Origin of the sequence: Actinophytocola xinjiangensis, assembly GCF_001921215.1 — a bacterium.
In the GTDB taxonomy this organism is placed as follows: domain Bacteria; phylum Actinomycetota; class Actinomycetes; order Mycobacteriales; family Pseudonocardiaceae; genus Actinophytocola; species Actinophytocola xinjiangensis.
The window spans coordinates 12229-38793 of the sequence record NZ_MSIF01000015.1; the positions used below are offsets into that span (position 1 = coordinate 12229).

A 26565-nucleotide genomic window follows, 5' to 3' on the forward strand; every position below is an offset into this window, starting at 1 on the left:
GGTCAGATGGATGTGCGACCAACAGATCCGCCGGCTGGACACCTCCAACTGATCAGCCGTCCCACGAAGGCCCAACAAGTGCCGCTCCAGTATCAGTGAGCCACCCATTCTGCCCCCGTAAGACCGCTTACGCCCCAGCACACAGGTAGACTCAACAAGTGAGTATCGTCAACACCCGCACAACCCGGGAGCCAGTCGCGGATGAGTATCATTAGAGATCTCAGAAAGGGCCGCTTCTGGGCCAAGCTGACAACTCATAGCTTGGCCGCATTCGGTTTACTCTCGGCCAGCGCAGGCGTAACCGATGCTTTGATACCTGGGTCGCTCGCGCCCATCGGTCGAATGCTCCTGGTAGTCGTATCTGTCGCGTCGATCGCGTACGGTTTGCTGCGAGCCTGGCCGAAACAAGTAAATCAAAGCTACGACTCACCTAGCACGGAAATTCGCGTCATCGAAGGTGGATTATTCAAGCAAGATGGTCACATCGTGGTCGGCATGACTGACACCTTCGATACTTCAATTCCACACATCATAGATGAACATAGCGTGCAAGCTCAACTATTAACCAGTGTTTATCATAGCGACTTAGCACGTCTTGATAATGAGTTGAACGCAGCTCTAGCAGAAAATCCGACGATTGAACCTTTCACACCTACTGACCAAAAGCCGGGCAAGCAAGTCCGTTACAAACTAGGCACGGTAGCGGTACTGGAGCCAGCGATAAGGAAGCTCTATTTCTGTGTCGCTTATACAAAGATGAATCATCGCAATGAAGCCAGAGGGACCATCGACGGCATCTGGTGCAGCTTGAACAATCTGTGGTCGGAAGTGCGTGCCCGAAGCAACGGTGAGCCAGTCTCCATCGGCGTAATCGGCGGCGGACAAGCGCGGATTTCGCAGCACCTGCCGCCATTAGACGCTATTCGCCTTACTGCGATGTCGTTCATGTTTGCTTCTCGTGAAGAGCGTGTCACCAGTCGACTCAACATTGTGGTCCGACAACAGGTGGCTCGGGAGCTCGATATGCTCGAATTGCAGGCTTTTTTGAAATCATTGAGGCGATCATGACATCTATTGAAGTGCCAGAACTTGAGCCATGCCCGTTTTGCGACTACTTGGCCGGCACACGCCCGTTCACTATCCTGACCCGAGACGAACTGTCGGCCACATTGGTGACGCGAGAGCAGCGCGGTAGCGGCCACCTGCTCGTGGTTCCAGTGGCGCATCGATCGACACTCATCGAGCTTGGGAGCAAGGAAGCATCTGCGGTTATGTCGTCAGTTATTGCCGCCGCCCAGGCAATCACTGATGCCTACGAGCCCGAGGGAGTAGCCGTCTGGCAGAATAATGGAGTTCCAGCTCAGCAGACCATTCCGCACGTTCACTTCCACATCGCCGGCACACTACCGGAGGGCGGGACAGAGTGGAACTGGGTCGAGGAAGCGTCACTTGCCGATACGGACCGAATCGCGGATAAGCTACGACCTTTTCTTAGATAAATTCCCCCACTTATACACCTATCCGAAATTCATCAGTCAAGACCTAGGTTTTTATACACGTCGTCAAGGTAATGATATGGACCCACCTTCGAACCAGATCGTTCATTCTCAACGAAATCCTCCGGGAAATTGTCGAGTGCATACATGATGATCTTTGGGCCAAAAGAGATACTGATAGAATACTGCTCGATCAAGGTTGCCGGAAGTTTGTCGGTCTGAACCAGTCGACTTTTATTAAGGTTGACGAATACCACAGGCAATGCGCGGCGATTGATCGCCTCTATTTCGTAGTAAAGGAATGTATTCGACCGAGCGGCCTTCGACTTCGTTATGTCACTGACGAGCACGAGACATTGCTTGGTATTGGTCAGTCGCTCACTCAGGCGCCGACGGATTGTCTCGGGCTGACTTGTGTCGAGTGCCGTATTAATGTCATGAGCGTCGTAGAAATTGAAGTCGATACCCTGGTTCTTTTTCCACGCCGTCATCATCCAGTAATAATTGATGTCTTCACTCGCAAAAGCCACATAGGTCTTATTTCGGTATGCCATACTACCATCCTCCCCAGTATGCAATATATTCAGGCCCGCACCGTTGCCCCCGGCGGTAACTTACAGTGTAGCTGTGTTTCGACAGTGAGCGCTGCAGAAACCTCAACGCTCTGAAGAACACCTGGTGGCGCTCCGCGCAGTGTAGTAGGCAGCCAGTGTTAATCATCAGTCCCGGTCGCCTCTCCCTTGCCATAGCAGGCCGCCGACGCTGGATGCGACGTCTCGGCGGATCGCGGCGATGATGTGCTGGTACCTAGCCGCCATCGCTGTGTTTGACCAGCCCATGACCCCCATTACCGTCCGATCTGGGATTTGCAGGAGCAGCAGCACCGTGGCGGCCGTGTGGCGTGCGTCGTGTAGGCGTCGTTCCGGGACGTTGGCTCGGACGAGCAGGCGTTTCCATTCGGTGTAGTCGGTTCGCGGGTTCAGTGGTTCGCCGGTCGGTGTCGTGAAGACGTAGCCGGACTCGCGCCAGAGCTGGGCAGCCGTCTCCTGCTCGACGGCCTGCTCCACCTGGTGGCGGCGCAGCATCAGAGCCAGCTCGTTGGGTAGACCGATTCCGCGCTTGCCTGCCCGTGATTTGGTGCCCGCAGTCTCCGTGCGGAGCGGGATGCGGTTGGGGCAGTGACCTCCGAACTTGTGGCTGCATGGCTTCGTGCAGCCGTGCTGCCACTTTGGCCGCAGTCGGCTTCGGCGGATCAACAGGCCGGGCGAGTGATGGTTGATGCAGCGTTCGCAGAACGGGTGCTGGTGCGCCTTGCACTTGTGGTCCCAGTCATCCCAAGTCACGTCGGTCCACTGGAGACCTAATGCCTCGCCCTGGCGGAGACCCAGCGCGAGTGCGATCGCCCAGCGGGCGCTGTTGCGCTTCAACCGTGCAGCTACCAGCAGTTGCTTCACCTCGGCGACCGAGTACGGCTCGACCTCTTCTTCCTCGACCTTTGGTGCTCTCGCGAGCAGGGCCGGGTTCTTGATGAGCTTCTCGCGGCGGACGGCTTCGTTCAGGGCTGCGCGGAGGGTTCGGTGGACTTGGTGGACACGGCCCGGCTTCGCGCCGGCCTTGGTCATCTTGCGGTAGAGCTTCTCCAGGTGTTCGGGTTCGAGGCGGTCGAGCTTGTGGGCGCCGAGGCCGGGGACGAGGTGGACTCGGACGGCGACGTCGTAGGCGATCCAGGCGTTTTCGGTGATGGTCGGGGGTGCCACTACGTTCTCGATCCAGTGGTTCAGCCAGCCGGCCACTGTCCAGGTCTCCCCCGCCTTGAGGACTCGGCGCTCGTCGCGGGCCTTCTCCCACTCCTTGACCTTGTTGATGACCTTCTGCTTGTTCTTGGACATGGTGTGGCGGCGGTCAGGGGTGCCGTTGTCCTTGACGCCGACCGTGACGCGGCCGTGCCAGTGGCCGTCCTTGCCGAGGTAGATGCTGGATCGGCCGTTCGGGTTGCGGGTCTTCTTGGCGGCGATGACGGGCCTCCTCAGGCGGGCTTGCGGGACTGGGCGATCAGGTGGGCGGCGAACTCGGCGACGGCCGAGGTGGGCACTCGGCGCAGGGTGCCGATGCGGACGGACTCCAGTTCGCCGCTGGTGACGAGGCGCCACGCTGTAGTGCGGCCGATGCGGAGCTGTTCCGCGGCCTCCTCGACGGTGAGCAGCACGCGTTCAGGCGTCGGTCGGTCGGGTGTGGGCGGTGGCGTGTCGCTCGTCAGGGCTTGTGCGAGTTGTGCGAGGGCGGCGCTGATCTCGGCGCGTGCGGTGGTCATGCGGCACCGCCGGAGACGCGGCGCAGAGGAGTGGGTGTCCCGGTCGTCCCAGGCGTCCCCGTGCTGGTGGAGGTGGGACGGCTGGACTTGCCGGGACGGGTTGGTACGTCCCGTGGCGGGGTTGCCGGTGGTGGGTTGGGACGGCTGGTGCCGTCCCAGACGGTGAGGGCGTCCCGGGCTGACCTGGGCGGGGACGGTTGGGACGGGTGGGACGTGCTGTCGGGGAGGTTGGGGCAGTAGCGGAGCCAGGGGTCTTCGAAGTGGGTGCGGTGGTAGCCCTTGGCTTGGGTGCCGTCGGGGAAGCGGATGTTGGCGGAGCGGATGTCGTATTCGCGGAGGAGGGTGCCGAGTTTGGCGGCGGTGAGGCCGGTGGGGCCGTAGGTGGGCCAGGGGGCTTCTGGGTCGTGTTTGAGGCGGGTGAGGAGTTCGTTGGTGGGGAGGGCGGTGTCGTGGGCGAAGGCGGTGTGGCAGTCGGTGAGGAGGCGGAGGCGGATGGACTGTTCGGTGGTGTCGTCGGCGTTGGCGGTGAGGGCGAGGACGGCGGTTCGGGCGCGGGCGGGCCAGTGGTGGCCGGCGTGGTCGGCGACGATGACCAGCGGTTCCCAGGTGTCGGCGGCGCGGTCTTCGACGGGCATGGCTGGTTGGGCGGCTTCGAGGGTGGTGAGGTCGGCGCGGAGCCAGGTGGTGAGTTGGGCGGCGATGGCGCGCAGCGCTGGGCGGTCGCGGCGGTGGCGGAACGGGGCGACGGTTTCGCCGGGGGCGCGGCGGCGCATTCGGATGATGACGGCGCGGTCTTCGATGGTGTCGGGCATGGCGCCGATGCCGGCGAGGGCGGCCATGGCGAACGTGGGGATGGACTCGACGCGGTTGGCGGCGGCGTCGTAGCGCTTGGCTGGGCGGTTGCGTTGGTGGCCGGCGTTGAGGAGGCCTCGGAGGTCTTCGTTGCCGTCGGCCTTGGGGCCGAAGATGGTGTCTGCCTCGTCGACGAGCATGGTGGGTGGGTCTTCGGTGATGGAGCGGTAAACGGCGGCGGAGCTGCTGTTCACCGTGATGAACGGGTTGTGGCAGGTCGCTTCGATCACGTCGAGGAGGCGCGACTTGCCGCAGCGCTTTTCGGGGGCGCGGATGACCAGGCGTGGGGCGTGTGCCCAGGCGGGTTGGGCGTGGGTGGCGGCAATCCACAGAACTACGGCGTCGGCGGCCTCGGCGGAGGGCAGCGAGACGTAGCGGGTGAGGGTGTCGCGGGCGAGGTCGAGCAGTTCGGCGCCGGTTCGGGACTCGGCCGGCGTGGTCGAGTGGGTGGTCATGCTGCTCCCTGTTCGGGTCGTGCTGTGCGCTGCCACGACGTGCGGGCGCGGGTTCTCAACTGGTCCGGGGCCGGCTCGTGCCATCCGCACGCGGCGCAGGTCGTGGCGGCGAAGGACAGTGGGCGGCGGCACTGTCCACAGGGGTAGGTGGACCGGCGGCGGGTCAGGTCGGTGTGGGACGGGCCGACGCCGTAGCCGAGGGCGTGCCAGCCCTGGGAGAGGTCGGTGTGCAGCTCGGCGAGCGAGCGGCGCCAGGCTGTGGCGTGGTCGTCGAGTTCGGCGCGCAACCGTGCGGCGATCGCTACCGGTGTTCGGTCCGCGAGTTGCGCCAGTGCTGGGCGCAGCGCGGCGGCCAGCTTCCGCGTGTCCGTGTCGGCGAGCGTGGCCCAGCTCGGCGAACCGAGTTCGGGCACGGACTCCACTCCGGTGAGCACTCGCACCGTCCATGCGCGCACCGCGTCCACGTCTGGGGTGTGCGCTGCGAGCCAGCGCCGGACGGCGGCGACGTCCGCTGGGTTGGGTAGTTCTCGGGTAGGCATCGTGAACCCCGTCTGTCACGTTCAGTGACGGTCGAAGGACATGCAGGATCGCGGCAAACACCGCATCGGTGGTTAGCGCGAGGGTTAGGAGACGTCGCTCGGGTTAGATTTCTAACTTCGCCGAGCAGAGGGTCGATATGGCCGCTTACCTGCGTCGAGTTAGCGGGTTAGCGGAGTGAAGTCGTGGCGTTGGCGGCGCCGATCCGGCCTCTGGCGCGGTGTGGTCGGCGGTCTCGGCGACCTAACTCACTCGGCGTCCGGACCAGCGGAACGTCGCGCCATCGCTTCACGCACGGTGATGGGATCGACGGGGTACTTGTTCTTCGTCGCGGGGACCTTGATGCCGTGTTCGGCCAGGGCGGCGACGAGTTTGGGCACGGTCAGGTCCTTGTACGGGCGCCAGGTCGGGGCGAGGGTGCGCAGGGCTCCGATTACCTCGCCGGCCGGGACGGGGTCGATGTCGAGCACCTGGTCGAGGTCGGCGAGCAGGTCCCGGGACGCTTCGAGCTGCGGTAAGGGCCGGTCTCCCGAAGTCGCTGTGCCGGGGGCGAGTTGAGCCATGGCGCGGTCGATGATGTCGGCCGCCGCGTCCCAGCCGGTGTCGTCGTTGACCTCGATGAAGAAGGTTCGGACGATCTCGAACAGTTCGTCGGAGACGCCGGTGGCGACCATGGTTCCCCGGTCGACGTTGAAGCGGAGTTCGGTGGCGCGGATGCCGGCGGCGAACGAGCCGTCGCCGAGGAAGCCGTCGTTGCTGCGCCAGGTCTTGACGGCGAAGCAGCCGTTGATGCCGACGTTCTCGACGAGTTGGGACGGGATGGCGTCGGTCCTTGAGGACTGGGTGTCGTAGCCGGTGATGACGCCGGTCTTCCGGCCACGTTTCACGACGCGGATGGCCAGTTCGGCGGCCTCCTCACCGCAGTCCTTGTCGCCGAACAGTTCGTGGCATTCGGAGAACATCGCGACGATGGGGCGGAGGTCGGGGTGTTGGTCGGCGAGTGGGCGGGTGAGCTTCTTCGCGCCGAGTTCGGCCAGGAGGTTCTCGCGGCGTTCGACCTCGTCGAACAGGTCGCGGAGGTGTTCGGTGGCGAGCAGGGCGTGTTCCGGGGTGGCGCCCTTGTGGTAGCGGGTGAGGCGTTGGGCGTAGGCGTCGAAGTCGCCGTTACCAGCGAAAACGTGTACTCGGAGTTCGCAGAGCGGGTCCAGGGCGGCGCCGGCCATGACGACGCGGGCGGCGTTGGACTTGCCCTGACCCGGCTGGCCGCCGAAGACGAAGTTGCCGCCGAACAGGACGAACTTCACGACGTCGCCGCGTTGGGTGATGCCGACCGGGACGCCGGTGAACACGTCGCCGATGCCGGTGTGCAGCAGCGGGTACTCGGGGGTCGGCTTGTCCATCACGCCGGCGTCGGCGACGTACAGATTCACGAAGCCGGGTTTGCCGCCCTTCTCCTTGCCGTAGTCGCTGGGCCAGACCTCGACGGCATTGCGGTGCAGGTTGGTGGCCAGGACGTTGCCCTTGTCGGCGACCATGTCCGGGGTCACGCCCAACGGCAGGTCGAAGATCGCGCGGTAGCCCTTGAACGCGCCCTGGCCCTCGCGGGTCGGGGTGAGGTCGAACCTGGGCAGCCAGCCGCCCTTGAACGCCCTGGTCATCGCGGGGATGTTCAGGTGCTGCAAGGCACGGACGATCGCGTCGGCGGTGACCATGACGCCGACCTCGTCCTGTGTGGACGATCGCAGCCAGCCGAGGGCGGCGACGTCGGTGCGGCGGCCCAGGTGCCACAGGTACAGCAGGCCGATCCACGGGCCGACCAGCACCAGCGGACCCCAGACCACGGCGATCAGCCAGACCGTCCACTCGATCGCGGACAGGACGCCTTCGATCGGGGCGAGTGCCCGTGACCAGTCGTCGGTCGCCAGGGAGAGGAACACGCCGAGCATCAGCAGGACGAGGATGAACCCGACGATGCTCGCGAAGGCGGCTTTGAGCAGCTGCCAGGGGGCGGTGAGCCAGTCCATCGTTCGGGCGTGGCGGCGTTGCTTGGCGTGTTCGGCGCGCTCCTCCCACTCGCCGAGGGCCTCGTAGTCGCCGGCCGCCTCCGCGCGGCGCATCATCCGTTCGTAGCGCGAGTTGGTCTTGGCCTCCCAGACCCGACGCAGCAGCACGCCGGCCCCGGCGGGGACGTAGAGCAGGTTGCGCAGGATGGCCTTCGCGAACGTTGTCGTCCGGTCGTGGGTCGCGGCCCACCGGGACCAGCGGACGACGGTCACGACGTCGCGCTGGTAGCCCCGGTAGCGCTCGAACGCCTTGGCCTTCTGGCTGGTCAGCCGGGCGTACTCCTCGTCGCTGACCAACTCGGCGTCGATCACCTCGTCGGTCCGGTAGGTGGGCAGGTAGTGCACGTTCGACGGCTTCTTCATGGCCTACACCTCCTTCTCGCCGGACAGGTGGTCGCGGAGTCGACGGGCACGCGCCGGTGAGCACCGCAGCGCGCGGCGGATCGACTCGGCGGACGTCGGGTCGATCGACCCGGGATCGGCCTTGATCCGTGCCCGCAGCTCCGCTTTCAACTCGTCGATCGATCGAGAACGGCGGGTCGATCCACGCTGGTCGTCCGCTCGATCGAGGGTGCCGACCGATCCGGTTGCGGACGGGCCGGGATCGGGCCACGGGGTGGAATTGGCGAGTAGTTCGGCGAGTTCGCGGTCAAGCGGGTCCCACGTCGAGTCGGGTGCCGGCGTGAGCTGGCGGCGCCAACCCAGCCGGTACCGGCCTGGTGCGAACACCAGTCGGGCCGCGCCGTCGACGTCGATCTCCGCGACTGCCGCCCGCACGGCGGCTCCGCGCGCTGTGGTGACCTTCCGCGCTTGTCGACGTGCCAGCCGCTCAACGGGGCTCCGCCGAGGCGCGGCGGTCACCAGTTGGTGCGCCGCGACGCCGGCCACGCTCGATATCGCCATGACCACGGCCGCGTCCACTCCCCGCGTCAGGCCGTGCAGGGCGTTGAGCGCGGCGGCGACTGTCGCGAACGACCAGACGCCGAGTTGGAGCGCCCACACCGGACGGTCCTGGTACCGCCGACGCGTGTACTGCACCGCGACGGCGAAGGCCCACATTCCCAGCTCAGTGATCACCGGTAGGGCGTAGCCGGCCGCCGTCCCGTACACCTCGTGTCCGAACGTCGCCATGGCCGGCACCGCCATCACAGCGGACACCACAGCCAACGGATAGATCAGCAGGTCGACGACGTGCACCGCCAACCACGACCGCGCGGCGACCAGCAACCGCACCCGCCGCTGCCGCACAGCGTCCTTGCGGGCCTGACGCAGCCGCTCCCGCTGCGCACGCGCACCTTGGTCAGCGTCCGCACGAACACGCTCACGGATCGCGGCAACCTCGGCGGCGGTGACAGCGTTCGCCCGCTCCTGCTCGGCCTCGGCCGCCCGGTCCCGGCGACGCTCCTCCCGCCAACTCATCACGCACCACCCCAACCGGCCACCGGCGTGTCCTCTTCGGACCGGCTCGGCGCCAACGCGGGCGGAACGAGGCGAGCCAACCGCACCTCGTGGACCGTCCAGCTCACCGCAACCACAACGGACAGCACGGCCGCCCACGGCGTCACGGTCAGCGCGACCACACCGGGCACGATCACCCCGGCCAACTCGCCGACGTGCCAGCCGATCCACGACACGACGCTGTTGCTCACGAAGCCTCCTTCCGGGAATGCCGACTCACGGCGAAGACGACGGACTTGTCCACTCGCGACATCCCGGCTTCCAGCAACCGGGCGACCAGGACGAACGGCAGGCGAGCCAGGTGCAGCACCAGGAACGTCAGCAGCGCCAGCACGAACCGCAGGAACGCCCACGTCCCGAACCGGTGCAACACGTCCGAAGCGGACATCAGGCACGCCCCGCGTCGTCCAGCTCGGCGAGCAGCTCCCACACCGCGTCGTTCGCCGCGTCCAGCTCGCCCCGAAGTCGCTCGTTCTCCTCGAGGCAGCGCGCCAGCGCGTCCACGACGTACCGGCGTTCGGCGTTCGCGATGTCCAGTTCGACGGCGTCCGCCGACCTGCGCGTCAGGCTGGCCGGCGCGCCGAGCGGCCGGAGCAGGTCAGGCAGCTTCCGGAGCACCGTCCGGTCCGCGCGGCGGTGAGCACGACGGGCGCGCGGCTGGTCGGTGAACATCCGCGACACGCGCGCCTGCTCGGCCCGGTCGGCGGCGGCCCACTCGCTCTCGGCCTGCTCGATCAGGGCGTCGACCTCGGCGCGCTCCCCCGCCGCGTGCTCCTCCCGCACGGCGTCGTCGTCGAGGTAGGCGTTGAAGATCTGCGGGGAACTCATAGGTCTCCTCTGCGGTTATCTGGACTAGGCCAGATGAAGATGATGGGACAGTAGGTGGACCAGTTGGCTTGTGTCAAGTTCTGGCCTAGGACAGCTAGACTGCGAGGCGCCGAAAGGGGACTAATGCCTTCTCGCGAGGAGATCGCCGCGCAGCTGCGGGACCGGATCGTGTCCGGCGACTACGAGGTGGGCTCGAAGATGCCGAGCAGCCGCGAGATCGTCGCCGACTTCGGCGGCTCCCGGACCACGGCCTCGGCGGCGCTCCACCTGCTCGCCGACGAGGGCCTGGTGACGATCAAGGACAAGAGCGTCGCCTTGGTCCGAGCAACCGAAGCCTCCGACCGGGCGCCGGACGCCCGCCTCGCCGACGCCCGGCGCGAACTGCTCGAAATCCGGGACGACGTCGCCGACGTGCGGAAACGACTGGACGAGGTCACCCAGCGAGTCAATGAGGCGCTGACCAAGCTGGGCCGCTGACGTCAGCCGAGCTGACGGAAGAAGCTCCACAGCCCGTCGATCAACTCCCCGGCGAAGCGCCCCACGCTGGTGGCCGCGTCCGCCGCGTCGGCCGGGTGCTTGACCACGATCACGAGCAGCGCGATCACGACGGCCACGCCGACGATCTTGCGCAGCGGCCCGCCGCCGGTCGGCATCGGTATCTGGGTGGTGGTCCTCTTCGCCATGGCGTCCTCCCCCGTGTTCGGTGGTCGCGTTCTGTGCCATGGCTCTATGGAAGCGGCCTTTGACCTGCGCAAACAGGGCACACAAGGGGGCACACTCGAACACTCGGGGGATCACCGCAACTGGCCGAAACAGGGTTCTGCCAGGTCAGCGCGGCGCACTGCGACGTTGGCGACGGCAGACTTCTGCGCCGCCGCTCTGGGGATTTGTCCGCCCCGACAGGACGCTGATCATCACCCGTGTCCCGCACCGAGGACGCTCGTGACGAAGCGAGAAAACCATGAGGACCGTCCCACCGCCCGATCCGGCCGCCCACCACGACTTCCGCCTTCTGCACGACATGACCGACCTGAACACCGAGCTGAGCCACTACGTCGTGCGCTTCCTGGACGCCGACGCCGGACGCGCCGAACCGCCGACCGTCACCTACGAACTCGCGTTGGCCGACAAAGTGGCCGCCGTGGCCGCGACCTTGCGGGACCGCGCCGAACGCCGACACGACTCCGGCCCTGCCCTGCGCATCTGCTCCGCGCAGCCGGAATGACCGGCGATGACCAACTACGCCGCTCTCGTGCCCTACACCCCGTACGTCAACGCGTGGAGCGACGAGCACGACCAGCCCGCCACCGTGATCGAACGTCCCGGAGCGGGCATCGGTTACGCCGACGAGACCCTCTACGACCGGGACAGACACGGCGTGCTCTGGCAACGTGTCGCCGTCAACCAGGGAGCCGGCGAGCCGAACTTCGGCAAGGTGCACCCCTTCCGCCAGCGCCGGGCCATGCGCCGACTCCTGTGCGGCGTCTGCGCCGGGCCGGCTGACCGCACGGACGAGGGCGTGCTCTGGCTGGTGCGCGACTACCGCGATGACTGGCCGGACTGGCCGAACCGCATGGGTGTCGACGAACCACCGGTCTGTGTCGGTTGTGCCCGGCGAGCCAGCCGCATGTGTCCAGAGCTTCGCCAGGGTGCGGTGGCGATCCGCGCAGGTCGGTACCCGATCGCCGGGGTGACCGGTCTGCTCTACCGGACGACCGGCACCCGGTTCCCGCGACTCGTCGGCGGCCACCAGGTCCCCTACGACGACCCCGCCGCCCGTTGGACCCAGGCCGTCAAGATCCTGCGCAAGCTGGGGGATTGCCGCGTCGTGCCGTTGGACGAGCTGTGCCGTACCTGAACCGCGACCGAATCCGCGACTGGCTCGAACACCACAACTGGTCCGTCAACCGGCTCACCGCGGAGTGCAACGCCCTGGGCGAGGACCACATCAGCGCCGGCACGATGCGCAACGTCATCAACAGCATCGACCCCATGCGACCTGGGCGGATCCGGCTCATCTGCCGCGTCACCGCAAAGTACGGCGACGGCATCCCCTACACCCAGATCGTCAGCCCTGACACGGCTGACCGGCGTCGAGGCACCCGTTCGCGAGACACTGGAGCGGGCACCCACCGGAAGCCGAAGGGACTGTGGCGATTGAGCAGCGGAACGAGTCTGACCGAGCAGTCAGCGAGACGCCTCCTCGGCGAGGTGTGCGCAGGTGTCGACCTCGACCCGACCGACGCCAAACTGGTCCGACTCGGCTCGAACGCCGTCTTCCGGCTCACCGAGCCGGTGGTCGTCCGGATCGCCGGCGACGGAACCACGCTCGATGACGTCCACCGCCAGATCCTCGTCGCCCGGTGGCTCGCCGACGTCGGCTACCCCGCGACGCGAGCGCTCGACGTCGACCAACCGGTCGAGGTCGACGGCTACGTGGCGACGTTGCTCGTGTCGGTGTCGGATCGCGACGAGTACGCCCCGATCCGGGACGTCGCGGACCTGATCCGGCGCCTGCACGAACTCGACCCGCCCCGCGGCTTCACCCTCCCGCCGTTCCGCCCGTTCGACGGTCTCGACGACCGGTTGGTGGGCATGACCGAGGCCGACAAGGCGTTCGTGACCAACCGGCTGCGCCAGCTGCGTGAGCGGTACGACAACCTGACGTTCGCGCTGCCGCCCGGAGTGATCCACGGTGACGCGAACGTCGGCAACGTCCTCGTGAGCCGCGACGGCAAGCCGGTGCTGATCGACCTCGACAGCTTCGCCGTGGGGCCTCGGGAGTGGGATCTCGTGCAGACGGCGCTGTTCTACGAACGGTTCGGCTGGCACACCGCCGAGGAGTACCGGACCTTCGTTGAGGTCTACGGCTTCGACATCCTGGAATGGCCCGGCTACCCGGTCCTCGCCGACTACCGCGAGATCTCGATGACGCTGTGGCTGGCCGGCAAGGCCGAGAACGACGAGAAGTCCGCCGCCGAGGTCCGCAAGCGCGTCGAGGCGATCAGGACCGACGGGAGCCGCCGGGACTGGGCACCGTTCTAGCGTCGTTCGGCGTCCACAACCGGCGCGCGGCGGCCTGCTCGACGAACGCCTTCGCTGCCGGGCTGGTGCCGACCTTGGCGAGCCGGGTGCGGAACTCCTCGACGTACGCACCACACCGCGCCGACTTGAGCTGCTCACCGATCGCCAGGGCTTCGAGCGCCACGCCACAGGCCTGCTCGACCTCGCCCTGGTCGAGATAGGCGTCGGCGAGAACCATCGTGGCGAAGAAGTCGGAGCGCACGTAGCCGCTGGGTGTGGGTCCGAGGGACTGGGTGGCGTAGGTGCTGGCGTCGAGGGCGCGGCCGAGGTCGCGGTTGCAGTGGCCGAGTTCGGCAGCCAGCTCGGCGTCGTTGAAGTAGGCGAACCAGTCGGCGGGGTCGTTGGCGACGTCGCGCCGCTCGAACTCCCGCACGGCCGTGGCCATCGCCTCACCGCAGCCGGCCTTGTCACCCAACCGCGCCAACGCACGGGCCTCCATCGCGGCGAAGTGCGCGGTGGCGCTGGCCGACCCGGCGGTGGCGGTGCCCATGCGCGCGGCTCTTGCCATGTTGGCCGCTTCCTTGAACCGGCCGAGAAACGTCGCCTGGTGGCTCATGGCGTCGAGGATGCTGGCGCCGAGCAACCGGTCCTCGGCGGACTCGGCGAGCCGCAAGGCCTGGATGAAGTAGCGCTGGGCCAGGCCGTGCAGGCCGGCGTCATAGGACATCCACGCGCCGAGCAACGTCGCCTGAGCGGCGGCCCTGAACAGCTCCCGCCGAACTTCGTCGTCGTAGCTCCCGTTCAACAGCCCCGCGAGGTCGGTCCGCAGGAACTCGATCAGCGCGCGGCGCGCGTGCCCGCCGCCGTGCTGCCCGTCGAGGTGGTCGAACATCTCGACCGTGCCGCGAACTCCCGCGATGTCGGCTAGGCCGACCTTGCGGCGACCCGCCCCGCTGGCCGCTTCCCGGCGAGTCGTCACGAGCCAGGACAGCGACGCGTCGTTCCACGCTCCGACGTCGGCCGGGGCCTGGAGCAACGCGGCCGTGCCGGCAAGGTCGGCCCGCCACAGCTCGGTGACAACGGTGATGCCGTCATCCGCCCGGTCGGGATACACCAGCCCCAGGTCAGCGGACACGTCCGTGCCCTTGCCCAGACCAACTTCGTCGGCCCGAACCGGTCGGCCGAGCCGCTCGCCGAGTGCAAGCGTGATCGCCCGCCGCATCTTCTCCTCGCGGGGGACCATGCCGTTGAGCCAACGCCGCACGTAGGTATGAGTCAGCTCGCGCCCAGCGTGCCGCCCGACCGCCCGTGCGAACACCTTGAGCCCGACAGAACCGTCCTCACGCAGGAAGCCGGCTTCGAGCATCAACGCCTCAAGCCGCGGATTCCCCAACACGGTCAGCCCCCGCTGGCACGAGGGCGCTCAGCGAGCTGCCGTTTCAGATCGTCAACGTCCCACCGAGCGTGCCCACCAGCCGTGACCAGAGCCGGCTTCACCAGCCCGTCCGACCACCAACGCGCAAGCGTCGCGCGACCAACCCCGATCTCCCGGGCGGCCTCACCAGTCGGCACGTACTTCGGTGGCACACCCGAGACGTAACCACACATACCACTGCGTTTCCGCTGGTGAGAGACGTTCTATACTGAACAAGACGTATAAGTCGTTCGAGACGTTTGCTCGATCAACAGGGGGACCGCATGGCACCGACGCGACACCGAACCGCCCTAGCGACGGCCCGCAAGGCGGCGGGCTACACCCAAGAGAGCCTCGCCGCAGCCCTGTACGTCGACCGGTCGACCGTGATTCGCTGGGAAGCCGGCCAGTACTCCCCGGTGCCGTACCTGTGGCCCAAGTTGGCCAGGCTCCTGGGTGTCACCCGTGAGAAGCTGATTGAGCTGTTCGAGAACAGGGAGGTGTCCCACCACCATGCCCTCGCCTCAGCCCTTAACTTCCTGGGCGGAGTGCCCGACGTGAACCGCCGCGACCTCCTCCGCCTCCTCGGCGTCGCCTCAGCCGAAGCCACGATGCTCACCAGCCTGAACCCCGACGACCAGGCCCGCGTAGCCCTCGCCGCGAACACCCCATCCCGGGTCGACGACCTCACCATTCAGCACGTCGAATCCATGCTCCACACCGCCATGCACCAGGACGACGCGTTCGGCCCCCAAGCCGTCCTCGGCACCGTCATGGCCCAACGCACCCTGGTCGCCAACCTCCTCACTGACTGCCCCAACACTCTCCGCCCACGCCTGCTGCGCCTGCACAGCAACATGTCCCGCTTCGCCGGCTGGCTCACCTTCGACCTCACCGACTACGACGCCTCAACCCGCTTCTACGAAGAGTCACGCGACGCCGCCCACGAAGCCGAAGACACCGACCTCAGCGTCTTCGTCCTCTGCAACATGAGCCACCTCGCCACTTGGCAAGGCCACCCCCGAACCGGCATCGACCACGCCATAGCCGCCCAAAACTGGGCCAACGCCACCGAAGACGCACTCCTCCGCGCCTACACCGCCGACGTAGCGGCTCGCGCCTATGCCGGAATCGGCAACACCCACGCCTGCCTCACCGCACTCGACACCGCGGCCACCGGCCTCACCGACGCCACCCCGCAAACCCCCGCGACCTCGTACGCCTACTTCTACGGCCGCTCCCAGTTCGAAGCGACCCGCAGCCTCTGCCTCCTCCAACTCGGCAACCTCACCCAAGCCGAACAAGCCGCCCGCGAATCCCTCGCCCATTTGGACGGCTCATTCGTCCGCAACCAAGCCTTCACCACCATCTACCTCAGCAACGCCCACCTCGCCGCCGGCAACCTCGACCAGGCCGCCGCCGCCCTCAGCGATAGCATCGCACTCGCCGCCCGCAACCGCTCCGCCCGCCTCACTCAAACCATCACACGCAGCCGAACGGCTATGAACCCCTGGCAAAACACCACCGCCGTCCGAGAACTCGACGCCACCCTCAACAGCTTCCGCTTGTTGCCCAGTTCAACCGCGTCTAACTAGTGCCAGGTCGTGTAGTTAAGGATAAGGATGGGTGCTGACCTAAGACTGGAGGGGTTGAGTACTACACCATCCGATCCTGCGGATAACTCGGTGGGCTCACCCACCCAGTTCCGTGCGCTATGGATCAAACAACCAGTTCCCTCATAACACTGACCACGACTTGAGGCGCGGTCAGGAGTTCCGAGCTGACAGCGCGATCCTCGACACCCACGCCAGCCCGCAGGGGCGTTAAGGCGGTTTACGTCGTGATGGGTTCGGGGTTAGGTGCGGTGATCATATCCCCATTGGTATCCGCTGATCGGATGACATAGTTCCCGTTGCTAAGTGGCTCTGAGGCAGCCGTGATCCAAGTCACGTCGTCGGGTGACCACTTGGTGAGCCTTGACCATTCCACGCCGATCAAATCGAGGCTTCTCGCGTTGATATCTCGTAGGTCAGCACCGTCGAATCGATCGACCATAGTCCGAAGCCGGGCGTGTTCCTTGGTACTGATGGCCGATGGCGTAAGCCACGATGCGTCCACCACAGCCCCAGCATTGATCATGCTAAGCAGGGTACCTACGCCAAATTTCACCACCGCCCCGGACACCAATTCACAGATCTCGCGAATGCGCTCGCTGAGGTCGCGGTCGAGGGCGCGGTCGAGGTCGCGGGCGAGGACGCGGGCGAGGACGAGGGCGAGGTCGAAGGCGCGGGCGAGGTCGCGGGCGCGGGCGAGGTCGAGGGCGAGGTCGAGGGCGCTGGCGAGGTCGCGGGCGAGGTCGCGGGCGAGGTCGCGGGCGAGGTCGAGGTCGCGGGCGCGGGCGCGGGCGAGGACGAGGTCGAGGTCGCGGGCGAGGTCGAGGGCGCGGGCTCGGACGCGGACGAGGTCGCGGGCGCGGACGAGGTCGCGGGCGCGGGCGCGGGCGCGGGCGCGGGCGCGGGCGAGGTCGAGGTGGTGGTGATTGGAGGTGAGGTGAAGTATTTCGATGTCGGCGGCTAGTTGTCGTAGTTGGTGGCGATGGGTCAGTCGAAAGCTGGGTGTGACGGCGAGCCAGTCGAGCAAGTCGGCGAAGGTGGTGAACCGGTTGGGCAACGTGGGGTGGTGGGCGGTTGGGCGCCGGGCCTTCATGCTGATCGACTGCTCCCCGCTGTCGTAGCCGATCGGCTGTGCCGGCGCGCCGTTGAGATCGCCAACTACGACAGGATCGGGCGCTACGCCACCACCGGTTATGCGGTGGTCCTCTTCGGCTGGACCAGAGGAGGACTCGCGGCGTGGTTGATGGACGCGGCGGAGACTGGCAGCGAAGGTCCGGGGTTCGCCGGGCAGGGGTTGGAACGCTGTTGTCCGACGCGAGAAAACGGCTATGACCTGGGTGAACAAGGAGAAACGGGTCACGGCGCCTCCCTGTGATCAGGCACAGGGCTTGGGCTTACCGCAGGCTCGGGTTGCTGTATCGATTGGGGCATGGCCTGGCTGGCGCTGCCATTGAGGGGCACAGGGTCGGCGGTAGGCCGATGTTGGGGGGCCAGGTCGGGTGCCACCTCGGGCAACGGGACATAGGCCACGAGCCGGCCCGCAATGACCGGGGCGGCGGCACCGATGGCCAGAGCGGGAAGCGGACCGGTGACCTGACCAGCGAGCGCGGCACCGAGGACACCACCAGCGGCGAGCCGAGCCAACTCAGCGAGGAAATAGCCCCACGGCCCGGCAGCCTTACCCTCTCCCGCGGTTGACTCGGCGTCGACCTGCCATGGCCATCTGCGATGTCGCTGCCACAACGCGCTGAACTCGAGCCCTTCTATCACAAAGCCACCCGCAAGGGCCCACAAGGCAGCTTGCCACCACGCCATCCCCCCAGCATATGGCACCAGAAAACCCTGCAGTTATTCCGCACAGATCCCGGATCGCGTCCAAGCGGCCCGCACGCGGCCTGTTCTCCGACCTCTGCACCACGCCTACGCCACCGGAGTCGGGTGACACCCTAGTAGAGTGTCGCGGCTAATTTGTGGGGTATAGGTGGTGGAGTTTGATGCGTGCGTCGTCGGTGGTGAACTGCCAGTGGATCTGGCGTTGTTCGGTGTTGATGGCGTGTTGCCAGGCGGCGAGTTCGGTGTTGAGGGTGTCGAGGTCGTTGATGCGGCGGTCGAGGCATTGTCGTGACAGTGCGGACAGTTCGATTTCAGCGATGTTGAGCCAGGATCCGTGTTTGGGTGTGTGGTGGATTTCGAGTCGTTGGGCCAGGGTGAAGGCTTCGTTGGGTGAGAAGGCTTCGTAGAGCGAGGCGGTGCTGTGGGTGTTGAGGTTGTCCATGACCAGTACCACGGTGTCGGCGTCGGGATAGTCCATGGTCAGGAGGTGTTTGACCTGCCCAGCCCAGTCGATCTTGGTTCGTTGGGGCAGGGCGTGGACACGACGCCACCCCGCCAGAGGCTCGGTGAACACGAAGATCGAGCAGGTGCCGCACCGGACGTATTCGCTGTCCTCGCACGCGTTTCGGTCTGGCCGGGCGGGCAGCGGGTCGCGGACCTGGCCCAGTAGCTGGAACCCCGAGACGAGCCGCGATCACCTCCTTCGGATCCAGCTCACCCACCGAGGTATCCAACGCGAGCAACACCCGCGCCCGCCTGATCGACGACGCCGAACGCACCCCCGTCCTCGTCCACCGAATCAACTCCTCCCGATCCCGCACCGACAACGTGACCGGCCGCTTCATCATGACAACAGCCTCCCAGCCACAAACACCACAACAAAGCAGCGACACGCTACTAGTTCCTCATCGCCCGCAGACATACCTCGGAGTTGGCGTCGAACAGCAGCACTCATCCGTCTCGTCAGCCTGCCCAGTTAGTCTCAGTTCTAGTCTCATTCGCTCCCGGCCAGGGCCGTACAGGTGGTCATCCGTAGCAATCCTGACCAGGGCAAACGCCTTGCGACGACCCCCGCTGAACCACTGGTCGCAGACCTCGAAAGCGCGTGAGGGTTCACGCCCTCCGTGGGTTCAAATCCCACCGCTACCGCTCCGAGCAGATCGAACGCCGATCCGTGCTGTAGGCACGGGTCGGCGTTCGTCGTTGTCGTGGATGCCGTTGCCGCATGTCGGCCGGTTCCGGGAGCGAGTCGTTGCTGGCGGACGTTTTCGGGACAGTCGTCTGCTTCTCTGTCATAGAATGCCCACGCTGAGTGACCTGGGGGCTGGAGGCTGGGTGGCGACTGAGGGGTTTCAGGTCGATCTCGAGGCGCTTCGCGCTGCGCGGGACCGTGTCGGTCGGCTGGCCAACGAGTTGGGCCAACTGCCGCACCGTGACGTTCCCGTCGCCGCGGTCTTCGGGCACGACGGGCTGGCTGGCGCGGTCGAGGAGTTCGCCGAGCGCGAGAAGCGGGGGCAGGGCCAGGCGACCGGTGAGACGGAGTCGATCCGCCGCCGGCTCGCCGAGACGATCGACGCCTACGGTGAGGCCGACGACGCCGGTGTCCGGCGGATCCGGGAGATCGGGTCATGAGGACCGTCAAGGACCTTGTGCCCGGTGATCCGGCGGCGATCTGGCAGCTCGCCGATTCCTACAACCGGATGGCCCGACGCTGCGAGGACGCGAGCGTCCGTCTCCGGTCGGTCGACGACGGCGGCTGGCGTGGGCGGGCGGCGGACGCGTTTCGTGCCCGAATCGAGCGGCAACCCAGGCGGATGCTGGCCATGGCCGATTCCTACGGGCAGGTCGCTGTCGCGCTGGACACCTATGCCTGCGCCCTTGCCTGGGCGCAGCGGCAGGCCGGCGCGCTGATCGCGTCGCGGAGCGGGGCGGAGCCGCCCACCGTGCGCCCTGCGCTCACCGTGACCCAGCAGGCACGGCTCACCGGGGTGATCACGGGTCACGACGAGCCGGAAACCTCTCGGGGTGACGAGCGGGAACTGGCCGCCTGCACCTACCGTCGCGCCCTCGCTCTGGTGGAAAGCGTCGGGAACGACTCCGCGACCGCCATCACCGCCGCGGCCGAACTCATGCCCCCGCCCGCTCCCGAGCAGGCGCCGGCCGTCGCGGTGGAGCCGGCCGCCTCGGCGGGGGGCGGACCGGTGCCGCGCACCGTGATCCCGCCGGCGAAACCCTGGTTCGATCCCTCGGCGCTTCGCGACGACCTGACGGACTGGGAGACCGCCATTCGGCGACTGCGCAAGCGGCTGCGTTGGGACGGCCTGGATCGGCTGTCACCGCGGCTCGCCCAGCACATCTTCGACGGGCACTACCGGCCCAGCAAGAACAGGTGCACCGGATACCACCACCGTGAAGGCGGCGTCGACAACGGCGCCCTGCGCGTCGTGAGAGTCGTTTCCGGCCCGGATTCGCTCGGCGTCTACAAAGCCCAGGTTCGCGGGCCGCACATTCCTTCCAGAATGACCAAGACAAGCATGTTCTTTCCGGACTCCTGGTCACGCGCGGAAGTCCTCCACGGCGTGCGGCAGGCGTTCTTCGATGCCCTTCGGTCCGGGAACTACGACTCCGCCAGAAGACGGTTCACGGGAACCTATCAGGGTGTGCTGATCGAAGGGCACCTCAAGCACGGCCCAGCCGTGCCTCGGCTCTGTGACATCGTCACCGCCTATCCACGCGGGATGCGAAAACAGTGAGTAGCTTGACGGCCCAGGTTCGGTTCGCCATCCACGACGGCGAACTGCGCATCCGGGTGCCGCCCGAACTGGAGCCGCTCGACGATTTCCTGGAATCCGAGATCGGCGCCGACCGGGCGGTACTCGACATCGTCGAGCACCACGTCCGGCACGACCGGCAGTGGGAGTTCGCCGGCGACTCCTGCGAGCTGGTGCTCGACGGCGACACCGTCACCATCACCCACGACTACACCGGGACCGCCGTCACCCTCGCCCGGCGCGACCTGCGCGACCTCCTCGCCGACCTCGGCGCTTTCCTCGGTGGCGTGCGCCGTCGGGAGAAGTCCTAGCGGATTTCCCCGACGGCTCATGTCTGGTCCAGTCAACCAAGACCAGAACTCGTGTGATCACCTGCCGAGAGCCGGCGTTCTCTCTGATACTTGGCCGACTCGCCAGTAGCGACCAGACTCCTGGAGCGGCCCGATCAGAAATACAGCAAGTCGAGCGACCTTTGTTGGGCGACGAAACAAGACTCAACCGATGTCCGTCAGATTTTGCGCTCCCGGCCGTGAGACCATGCACGCGTGGAGCAGGACCGCGACCGCATCGGGAACGACATCAGCGGCACCATTCACGGTGCTGCGGTACAAGCCGGCTACATCCACGGCGGCGTCCACATCCACTTGACCAGTGACGCCGACAAGGACATCGAGTCAGTCGGCCCGCCGTCAGGGTGGGCGGAGCTGCCGACCCTGCCAGCCACCGTGCGCCAACTGCTACGCGCGCAGGTACAGGCAGCGCAGGAGATGCCTTATCGACTTCCAGGCGCGCGGCGGCCTTCGCTGGCCACGGTGTTCGTCCGCCAGCATCTCGGTACCGGGGCGGAGGAACTGGCGACCGAGCAACTGCGGCCCGCGCCGATCGTGGATCACCAGGGTCAGCTGATTGATCCGCCGAGCGGACCCGCGCTCCATGCGGCGGTCCGACCGCCCGCGCGGACGGTGCGGGAGGCGTTGGATTGTGACGACAACGTCCTGGTCACGGGAGGCCCAGGCCAGGGCAAGTCGACGCTGTCACTGCGACTCGCCGCGGATGTAGCGCAGCGGTGGCTCGCTCCGTCGAATGCTGCCGAACCTGTCGCCGAACCTGTCGTGCCGCTCCGACTGACCGCACGCGAACTCGCGTCCCGGCTGGACGTACCGTTCCCGGAGGCGGTCGCGGCTGGTGCCCGGGCCGAGTACGGCGCGTTGCTCGGCTCCCCACTCGATGAACGTGTGCTCGGGGAACGAGTCGCCGGCTGCCGCTGGCTGCTGCTGGTCGATGGCCTGGACGAGGTAGCGGACACCGCCGATCGGGACCGACTGGTGACCGTGTTGGCCGCATGGTCCGCGGACGACAGCGCACCCTGCCGCGTCGTGCTGACCACCCGGCCGATCGAGGGCGCGGCTCTGGCCCCGCTCCAACGCGCTGGGACAGCACGGTACGAGCTTCAGCCTTTCGATGAGGAGGCACTCCAGCGTTTCGCTGAGAACTGGTTCGGTGACGCGAGCCATGGGTACCGATTCATCCGCCAGATCCGCGATGCCCACCTCGACGAGCTGGTGCGTGTGCCGCTGCTGGCCACGATCGCGGCGGTCATTCACGAGCAGCACCGCGACCGTCCACTGCCGGACAACCAGTTCGAACTGTACGAGTCCTACCTGAAGTACCTACGCTCCGCGCACGCGGTTGCTTCGTCCCAGTTCGACCCGGTCCGCGACCAACTGCTCGAGCATCTGGGCGGAGTCCGCCTCAATCTGGACACCTCGCTGGTGGCCGCTGCGCGGGAGTGGGCGCAGCGGCACATCCCGGCGCTCGCCGGGGACTGGCGCGACGAGTTGGTTACCTTTCTGACCCAGATCGGCCCGCTCGCACGCCGCGGCGACGACCTGGGATTCCTGCACCACAGTTTCGCCGAACACCTTGCCGCGACCGCGGAAGCCCGTCTGCTGCCGGAGTGCTTCGAGCCGGGAAGCGCTGAGTTCTCCCGTCTCCTGCACACCGCGCGTAGCGACGAGAGAGGTAGGCACGCCCGAGCGGTGCTGCTCCACCACAACCGACTGCACCCGACAGAGGCCGACCGGCTCGTCCGCTGGCTGCATGCCGGCGGCTCCGAGCAGCACCTGCTTGCGGCCCGCCTGTTGGCGTGGCACGTGCCAGCCAGCGCGGAGGTCGTCGATGCGTTCTTGGAGACCGTTCGCGGCTGGGCGATGACCACGCATTACCCCGGGCACGAAATTCTGGGGCAGGCCAGTCGGGCCGCCCATCACCCCGGCATCGTCGACTGGCTGACGACGCTGATGGACGACGAGAACGTGCCCTGGGGTTCCCGGGTGGAGGCGGCATCGGCTCTCTCCACACGGCTGCGGGGCGCGGGCGCGGCGCAGGCGACTGACCTGCTACGGGCGGTCGCCATGGGAGAGCGGTCGGTACCGGTGGCACAGCGGCTGGCGGCTGCGGAGGCGTTGGCTGAGTGCGGCGCCCGGGAGAGGAAGGCATCCGATCTCGGTCTGCGCGCTGTGCTCGCCGATCCCGCGGCCAGCGCCTGGGACCAGCGCAGCGCCGCCGTGGTGCTCGCGACTTTTGATGCTGGCGCGCGGCAGCACGCCGCTGAGGCGCTGAACCTCAAGCTCGACGACCCGTGGACGCCGGACTACGACCGGGTCGAGCTGGCGACTGGCCTTCTTGAGATGGGCGTGGAGTTCCATGACCGCTGCGCCGAAGTCTTCCGGGCGATTCTTGACAACCGTATGGACTTTGACGCGAACCTGGGACGTGTCGCGGCTGGCCTGGCCTCCCTTGGCCCGCACCACCTGTCCCACGCGGTCTCCACACTGACCCGGTTGATCACCGACCGGCGCGGACACATCCTTGACCGACACCGGCTCGCGGAGACCCTCGCCACGCTGGGCCCGCGCCATCGAGTGACGGCAGGCGAACTCCTGCGGTCGATGGCTACCGAAATCGACCTCGCCGCAGGCGACCGATGGCGGATCGCCCAAGCCCTCGGCAGTGTCGGACTACGTGACGAAGCGGCGACGCTGCTCCTGGCAGTCTTCGCTGACAGCGCGGCCAGACCGAACGACCACCTGTGGGCCGCACGGACGCTGGCTGACCTGGGACCTGACTACCGGGACGACGCTGTGTCCGGGTTCGAACGGGTGGTCGACTGGGCCCTGGCCGACCACTACGACCGCATGGCAGCGCTTGGGCAACTCGCCAATGCGGACGAGCCGCACCGGACACGGGCCGTCGCATCGCTCCGCGCGACGCTCATCGACCGCGGCGCAAGCCCGGAGGTCCGGCGTCAGGCGGCGAACGAACTGGTCCGGCTGGGTCCGGAGTTCCACAGCGAGGTGGCCGAGCACATACTGCAGATCGCCCACCACCAACCGGATCCGACTGATCGCCTCAAGGCCTGGCGAACTCTTCGCGCCCTCGGAACCAGCTACCGCGAACGTGCGGTGGCCGCGGTACTGTCCCTGTCCGGCCCCGAGGGAGTGGCGCCCTGGGAGTCCCACCGGACCAGCTGGAACCTGTCAGTAGGCGACCTCGACGACGAGTCCGCCGGGCGGATACTCACCGCTGTGCTCGATGACGTCACGCGAAGCGGCGAGACCAGGTTTGGCGCCGTCCGCACCCTTGTGCTCCTCGGCCGTCGGCACCACCCCGTCGCCATAGACGGCTTGATCCGCCTGCTGAGTTCCCGTGCGTTTCCGGCGGCGAAGGTGGCCGGCTGGGCGTGGACCTTCGGACGCTTAGGCAAAGCGCCGCGCACCCTGCTCGCCGAGACGCTCCGCGAGCTGGTACGCGCCCCGGACACCACCGACATCACCGTCTGCCACATCAGCACGACGATGGACCGGCTGGACCACCGGGCAGATCCCGAAGTCGTCACCGCTCTGCGCGAGATCGTCGCGGACGGGACGGCGAGCGCCGTGGACCGAGGGGAGGCAGCGCTCGTCCTGGCTCGCGCCGTGCCAGACGAACTGCCCGAGGTGCTCCACGCGGTGCTGCGAAACGAGGACAAGGCCCCCTGGCGATGGGAGTCGCAGGTACGGGCTGCTGCCCTTCTCGGCGCCGACGTCGTCCCGGAGCTGCGACGACTGCTGGGAGACGATGACGCCGAACGGAGGGTGCGCGAAGGGGCCGCAGCGATCTTGGCCGTGCTGCGCCCCGACCTACGCGACGAGGCACTCGACGAGCTGCGCGTACAAGCAAGCGACGAATGCCTCGAATTCTACTGGCGGACTGATGCGGTGATGCGACTCGCGGAATTCGACCCCGGTGAACGGTGGAAGGCGGTTGCCTTTCACCGCGACGTTCTGCGCAACGAATGCCAACCAGCGCGTGACCGCAGCGAGGCCGCCTACCAACTTGTCCAGCTTGACCCGTCCGCCGGAGACGAAGCTGTCGCGGCGCTACGCCGGTTCGCGACAAGCCAGGAGTTCACCGCAGATGATCACCAGCACGCCATCGGATGGTTCGCTCTCGCCACCCCGCATCGCCGCGACGAGCTGAGCCGTATGGCACTCGCCGCGATCCGCGACCCCACCATGAGCACCCGTGCCCGGAGCGAACTGATCCCGCACCTGACCGGGCGCACCCGACTCGATGCTGAGCGGTCAATGCTCGCCGACCGTACCGCCACCCCACAGGAACGGGTCGGGGCACTGAACCAGTGGCAGGACGGTGCGCTCGCTGGCGAGGCGGCAGCGGTACTCAAGGACATCATCGACGCCCCCGACACCTTGCCCGTCGAGAAGGTAGCGGCGTCGGCCGCGCTCGCGACCCTGTCGCCGACGAACGCTCCGGTCGTTGCCGCGCTGCTCGACGAACAAAACAGAGGCCAGTGCGCCGCGCCGAAAGCCAGAACCGCACTGGCCGCCCTGGGGCGGACCTGGCGTCGTCAGGTGTTGAACGGCCTGGAACGTGACCGCCTGGACAACGGGCGCTCCCAGCGCGAGCGCATGGAAGCCGCCTGGGAGATCTGGACACTCAGTTCAGACCCGGCACCCGACGTGGTCGAGCAGCTACGCGAGCGTGCGGCCGACCCTCGGTCGGCAGACGAAACCGAGTTGACCATCCACTACGCGCTGCGTGGGCGAGATGGCCTTCGGCGGATCCGACAGCTCCGCGACGACGAGAGTGTGCGGCCAGCAACCCGCTGGTCGGCCGCCACTCTCCTCCGTGATCATTCCCGGGCGGACCGGGAGGCCGGCGTCCCCGTGTTGGAGGCACTGGCCACCGATCCGTGTGGTCTGCCCCCAATGCGCTGGCGAGCCGCTCGCGATCTTGCCCGGTTCGGTGAACGTGGCCGTGAGCGTGCTGTGGCCGCACTGCGGGCGATCGCTACTGACGAGACGTTGCCGCTGATCGTCCGCAACAATGCGGCGGACGTGCTCGCCAACGTCCGACCTGACCTGCGGCCAGAGCTCCTCGACATCCTGCGTGCGCTCCGGGAGGTGGCGACACCTCTCGCTCTGGTCCAAGCGCTGAAGACCTGGGGGGCACTCGAGCCGACCGAGGCCGCGCGGGCACTCGGCGAGTTGGCCGAGAATCGCTCACAACCAGCGGGAGTCAGACTGCGGGCCGCGATGGCCATGTTCCAAACCCGGGCTGATTACCGGGACCGAGCGGCGGTCGTAGCAAGGGACGTCGCGCATGATTCAACCGTTCCATGGCACATTCGGGCCAAGGCAGCCCGGACGCTCGCCAGGTGGAGCGAGCCGTGCCGCGCCGAAGCCCTGGCTCTGCTGCGTGAACTGCAGTGAGTGTCTGACCCACGTTCGGCTGACGAGTTTCCTGGCCGAGCGGCGCAGGACGACCAGGCGCATCATGAGAACGTGGCTCCATAAAGGACGTTCCCGCACAGTCCGGTGACGTCCTCGCAGCCCCTGGTAACAGGTT

Annotated in this window: 26 protein-coding genes; 11 read left to right on the forward strand and 15 right to left on the reverse strand. The window is 67.0% G+C overall.

Going from position 1 to position 26565, the window contains the following annotated elements:
* Positions 1–201 precede the first annotated feature (201 nt).
* Positions 202–1068: a macro domain-containing protein gene (locus BLA60_RS43615; protein ID WP_154814612.1), complete on the forward strand. Its 867-nt coding sequence runs from the start codon at positions 202–204 to the stop codon at positions 1066–1068.
* Complete coding sequence (locus BLA60_RS46580) at positions 1065–1499, forward strand: HIT family protein (RefSeq protein ID WP_075135719.1); 435 nt, start codon at positions 1065–1067, stop codon at positions 1497–1499. The genes BLA60_RS43615 and BLA60_RS46580 overlap by 4 nt, the downstream gene beginning before the upstream one ends.
* A gap of 32 nt (positions 1500–1531) precedes the next feature.
* On the opposite strand, the gene BLA60_RS26480 is transcribed toward BLA60_RS46580, so the two are convergent.
* From BLA60_RS26480 to BLA60_RS44905, 10 genes are all read right to left on the reverse strand, one after another.
* On the reverse strand, positions 1532–2050 hold the full coding sequence (locus tag BLA60_RS26480; protein WP_075135720.1) for a TIR domain-containing protein: 519 nt from the start codon (positions 2048–2050) through the stop codon (positions 1532–1534).
* Positions 2051–2215: 165 nt separating this feature from the next.
* On the reverse strand, positions 2216–3385 hold the full coding sequence (locus tag BLA60_RS26485) for a tyrosine-type recombinase/integrase (protein ID WP_245812160.1): 1170 nt from the start codon (positions 3383–3385) through the stop codon (positions 2216–2218).
* A 137-nt stretch (positions 3386–3522) separates the two neighbouring features.
* A complete protein-coding gene (locus BLA60_RS26490) occupies positions 3523–3807 on the reverse strand; it encodes a helix-turn-helix domain-containing protein (RefSeq protein WP_075135721.1) in 285 nt (94 codons plus the stop codon).
* Positions 3804–5114 (reverse strand): DUF3631 domain-containing protein, encoded by a 1311-nt coding sequence (locus BLA60_RS26495; RefSeq protein ID WP_075135722.1) that lies wholly within the window; start codon positions 5112–5114, stop codon positions 3804–3806. The genes BLA60_RS26490 and BLA60_RS26495 overlap by 4 nt, the downstream gene beginning before the upstream one ends.
* Positions 5111–5569, reverse strand: a complete 459-nt coding sequence (locus BLA60_RS26500; protein ID WP_154814614.1) for a hypothetical protein — start codon at positions 5567–5569, stop codon at positions 5111–5113. The genes BLA60_RS26495 and BLA60_RS26500 overlap by 4 nt, the downstream gene beginning before the upstream one ends.
* 330 nt (positions 5570–5899) lie before the next feature.
* On the reverse strand, positions 5900–8077 hold the full coding sequence (locus tag BLA60_RS26505; RefSeq protein WP_075135724.1) for an FtsK/SpoIIIE domain-containing protein: 2178 nt from the start codon (positions 8075–8077) through the stop codon (positions 5900–5902).
* Positions 8078–8080: 3 nt separating this feature from the next.
* A complete protein-coding gene (locus BLA60_RS26510) occupies positions 8081–9133 on the reverse strand; it encodes a hypothetical protein (RefSeq protein ID WP_075135725.1) in 1053 nt (350 codons plus the stop codon).
* Positions 9133–9363: a hypothetical protein gene (locus BLA60_RS26515; protein WP_075135726.1), complete on the reverse strand. Its 231-nt coding sequence runs from the start codon at positions 9361–9363 to the stop codon at positions 9133–9135. The genes BLA60_RS26510 and BLA60_RS26515 overlap by 1 nt, the downstream gene beginning before the upstream one ends.
* The gene (locus BLA60_RS26520; RefSeq protein ID WP_075135727.1) at positions 9360–9560 is read right to left on the reverse strand and encodes a hypothetical protein; all 201 of its coding nucleotides are present in this window, start codon (positions 9558–9560) and stop codon (positions 9360–9362) included. The genes BLA60_RS26515 and BLA60_RS26520 overlap by 4 nt, the downstream gene beginning before the upstream one ends.
* Complete coding sequence (locus BLA60_RS44905; RefSeq protein ID WP_075135728.1) at positions 9560–10000, reverse strand: hypothetical protein; 441 nt, start codon at positions 9998–10000, stop codon at positions 9560–9562. The genes BLA60_RS26520 and BLA60_RS44905 overlap by 1 nt, the downstream gene beginning before the upstream one ends.
* A gap of 123 nt (positions 10001–10123) precedes the next feature.
* Between BLA60_RS44905 and BLA60_RS26530 the strand changes: the two genes are divergently transcribed.
* Positions 10124–10477, forward strand: coding sequence for a winged helix-turn-helix domain-containing protein (locus BLA60_RS26530; RefSeq protein ID WP_075135729.1), 354 nt, complete (start codon positions 10124–10126; stop codon positions 10475–10477).
* A gap of 2 nt (positions 10478–10479) precedes the next feature.
* On the opposite strand, the gene BLA60_RS26535 is transcribed toward BLA60_RS26530, so the two are convergent.
* Positions 10480–10683, reverse strand: coding sequence for a hypothetical protein (locus tag BLA60_RS26535; protein WP_075135730.1), 204 nt, complete (start codon positions 10681–10683; stop codon positions 10480–10482).
* 278 nt (positions 10684–10961) lie between these two features.
* On the opposite strand from BLA60_RS26535, the gene BLA60_RS26540 reads away from it, so the two are divergent.
* Genes BLA60_RS26540 through BLA60_RS26550 form a run of 3 tightly spaced genes read left to right on the forward strand, consistent with a single transcriptional unit; the run spans position 10962 to position 13045 of the window.
* Positions 10962–11225: a hypothetical protein gene (locus BLA60_RS26540; RefSeq protein WP_075135731.1), complete on the forward strand. Its 264-nt coding sequence runs from the start codon at positions 10962–10964 to the stop codon at positions 11223–11225.
* A 6-nt stretch (positions 11226–11231) separates the two neighbouring features.
* Positions 11232–11858 carry a hypothetical protein gene (locus BLA60_RS26545; RefSeq protein WP_075135732.1) on the forward strand — a complete coding sequence of 209 codons (627 nt, stop codon included), beginning with the start codon at positions 11232–11234 and terminating at the stop codon, positions 11856–11858.
* Positions 11846–13045: an aminoglycoside phosphotransferase family protein gene (locus BLA60_RS26550; protein WP_245812161.1), complete on the forward strand. Its 1200-nt coding sequence runs from the start codon at positions 11846–11848 to the stop codon at positions 13043–13045. The genes BLA60_RS26545 and BLA60_RS26550 overlap by 13 nt, the downstream gene beginning before the upstream one ends.
* On the opposite strand, the gene BLA60_RS45710 is transcribed toward BLA60_RS26550, so the two are convergent.
* Positions 13005–14420 carry an NsdA family TPR-like regulatory protein gene (locus tag BLA60_RS45710; protein ID WP_084735283.1) on the reverse strand — a complete coding sequence of 472 codons (1416 nt, stop codon included), beginning with the start codon at positions 14418–14420 and terminating at the stop codon, positions 13005–13007. The two genes, BLA60_RS26550 and BLA60_RS45710, sit on opposite strands and share 41 nt — an antisense overlap.
* Before the next feature lie 2 nt (positions 14421–14422).
* The gene (locus BLA60_RS26560) at positions 14423–14632 is read right to left on the reverse strand and encodes a MerR family transcriptional regulator (protein WP_075135734.1); all 210 of its coding nucleotides are present in this window, start codon (positions 14630–14632) and stop codon (positions 14423–14425) included.
* Positions 14633–14722: 90 nt separating this feature from the next.
* Between BLA60_RS26560 and BLA60_RS26565 the strand changes: the two genes are divergently transcribed.
* A complete protein-coding gene (locus tag BLA60_RS26565; protein ID WP_075135735.1) occupies positions 14723–16033 on the forward strand; it encodes a helix-turn-helix transcriptional regulator in 1311 nt (436 codons plus the stop codon).
* Between the two features lie 238 nt (positions 16034–16271).
* On the opposite strand, the gene BLA60_RS43620 is transcribed toward BLA60_RS26565, so the two are convergent.
* Positions 16272–17411: a hypothetical protein gene (locus tag BLA60_RS43620; protein WP_154814615.1), complete on the reverse strand. Its 1140-nt coding sequence runs from the start codon at positions 17409–17411 to the stop codon at positions 16272–16274.
* Between the two features lie 603 nt (positions 17412–18014).
* Entirely contained in the window at positions 18015–18551 is a 537-nt protein-coding gene (locus tag BLA60_RS26580) for a transposase (RefSeq protein WP_211288859.1), read from the reverse strand.
* A 668-nt stretch (positions 18552–19219) separates the two neighbouring features.
* On the opposite strand from BLA60_RS26580, the gene BLA60_RS26585 reads away from it, so the two are divergent.
* From BLA60_RS26585 to BLA60_RS26600, 4 genes are all read left to right on the forward strand, one after another.
* Positions 19220–19516 carry a hypothetical protein gene (locus tag BLA60_RS26585; protein WP_075135737.1) on the forward strand — a complete coding sequence of 99 codons (297 nt, stop codon included), beginning with the start codon at positions 19220–19222 and terminating at the stop codon, positions 19514–19516.
* Positions 19513–20637 carry an EndoU domain-containing protein gene (locus tag BLA60_RS26590; RefSeq protein ID WP_075135738.1) on the forward strand — a complete coding sequence of 375 codons (1125 nt, stop codon included), beginning with the start codon at positions 19513–19515 and terminating at the stop codon, positions 20635–20637. The genes BLA60_RS26585 and BLA60_RS26590 overlap by 4 nt, the downstream gene beginning before the upstream one ends.
* A 5-nt stretch (positions 20638–20642) precedes the next feature.
* On the forward strand, positions 20643–20966 hold the full coding sequence (locus BLA60_RS26595) for a hypothetical protein (protein WP_075135739.1): 324 nt from the start codon (positions 20643–20645) through the stop codon (positions 20964–20966).
* A gap of 234 nt (positions 20967–21200) precedes the next feature.
* Positions 21201–26429 (forward strand): NACHT domain-containing protein, encoded by a 5229-nt coding sequence (locus BLA60_RS26600; RefSeq protein ID WP_075135740.1) that lies wholly within the window; start codon positions 21201–21203, stop codon positions 26427–26429.
* The last annotated feature ends 136 nt before the right edge of the window (positions 26430–26565 follow it).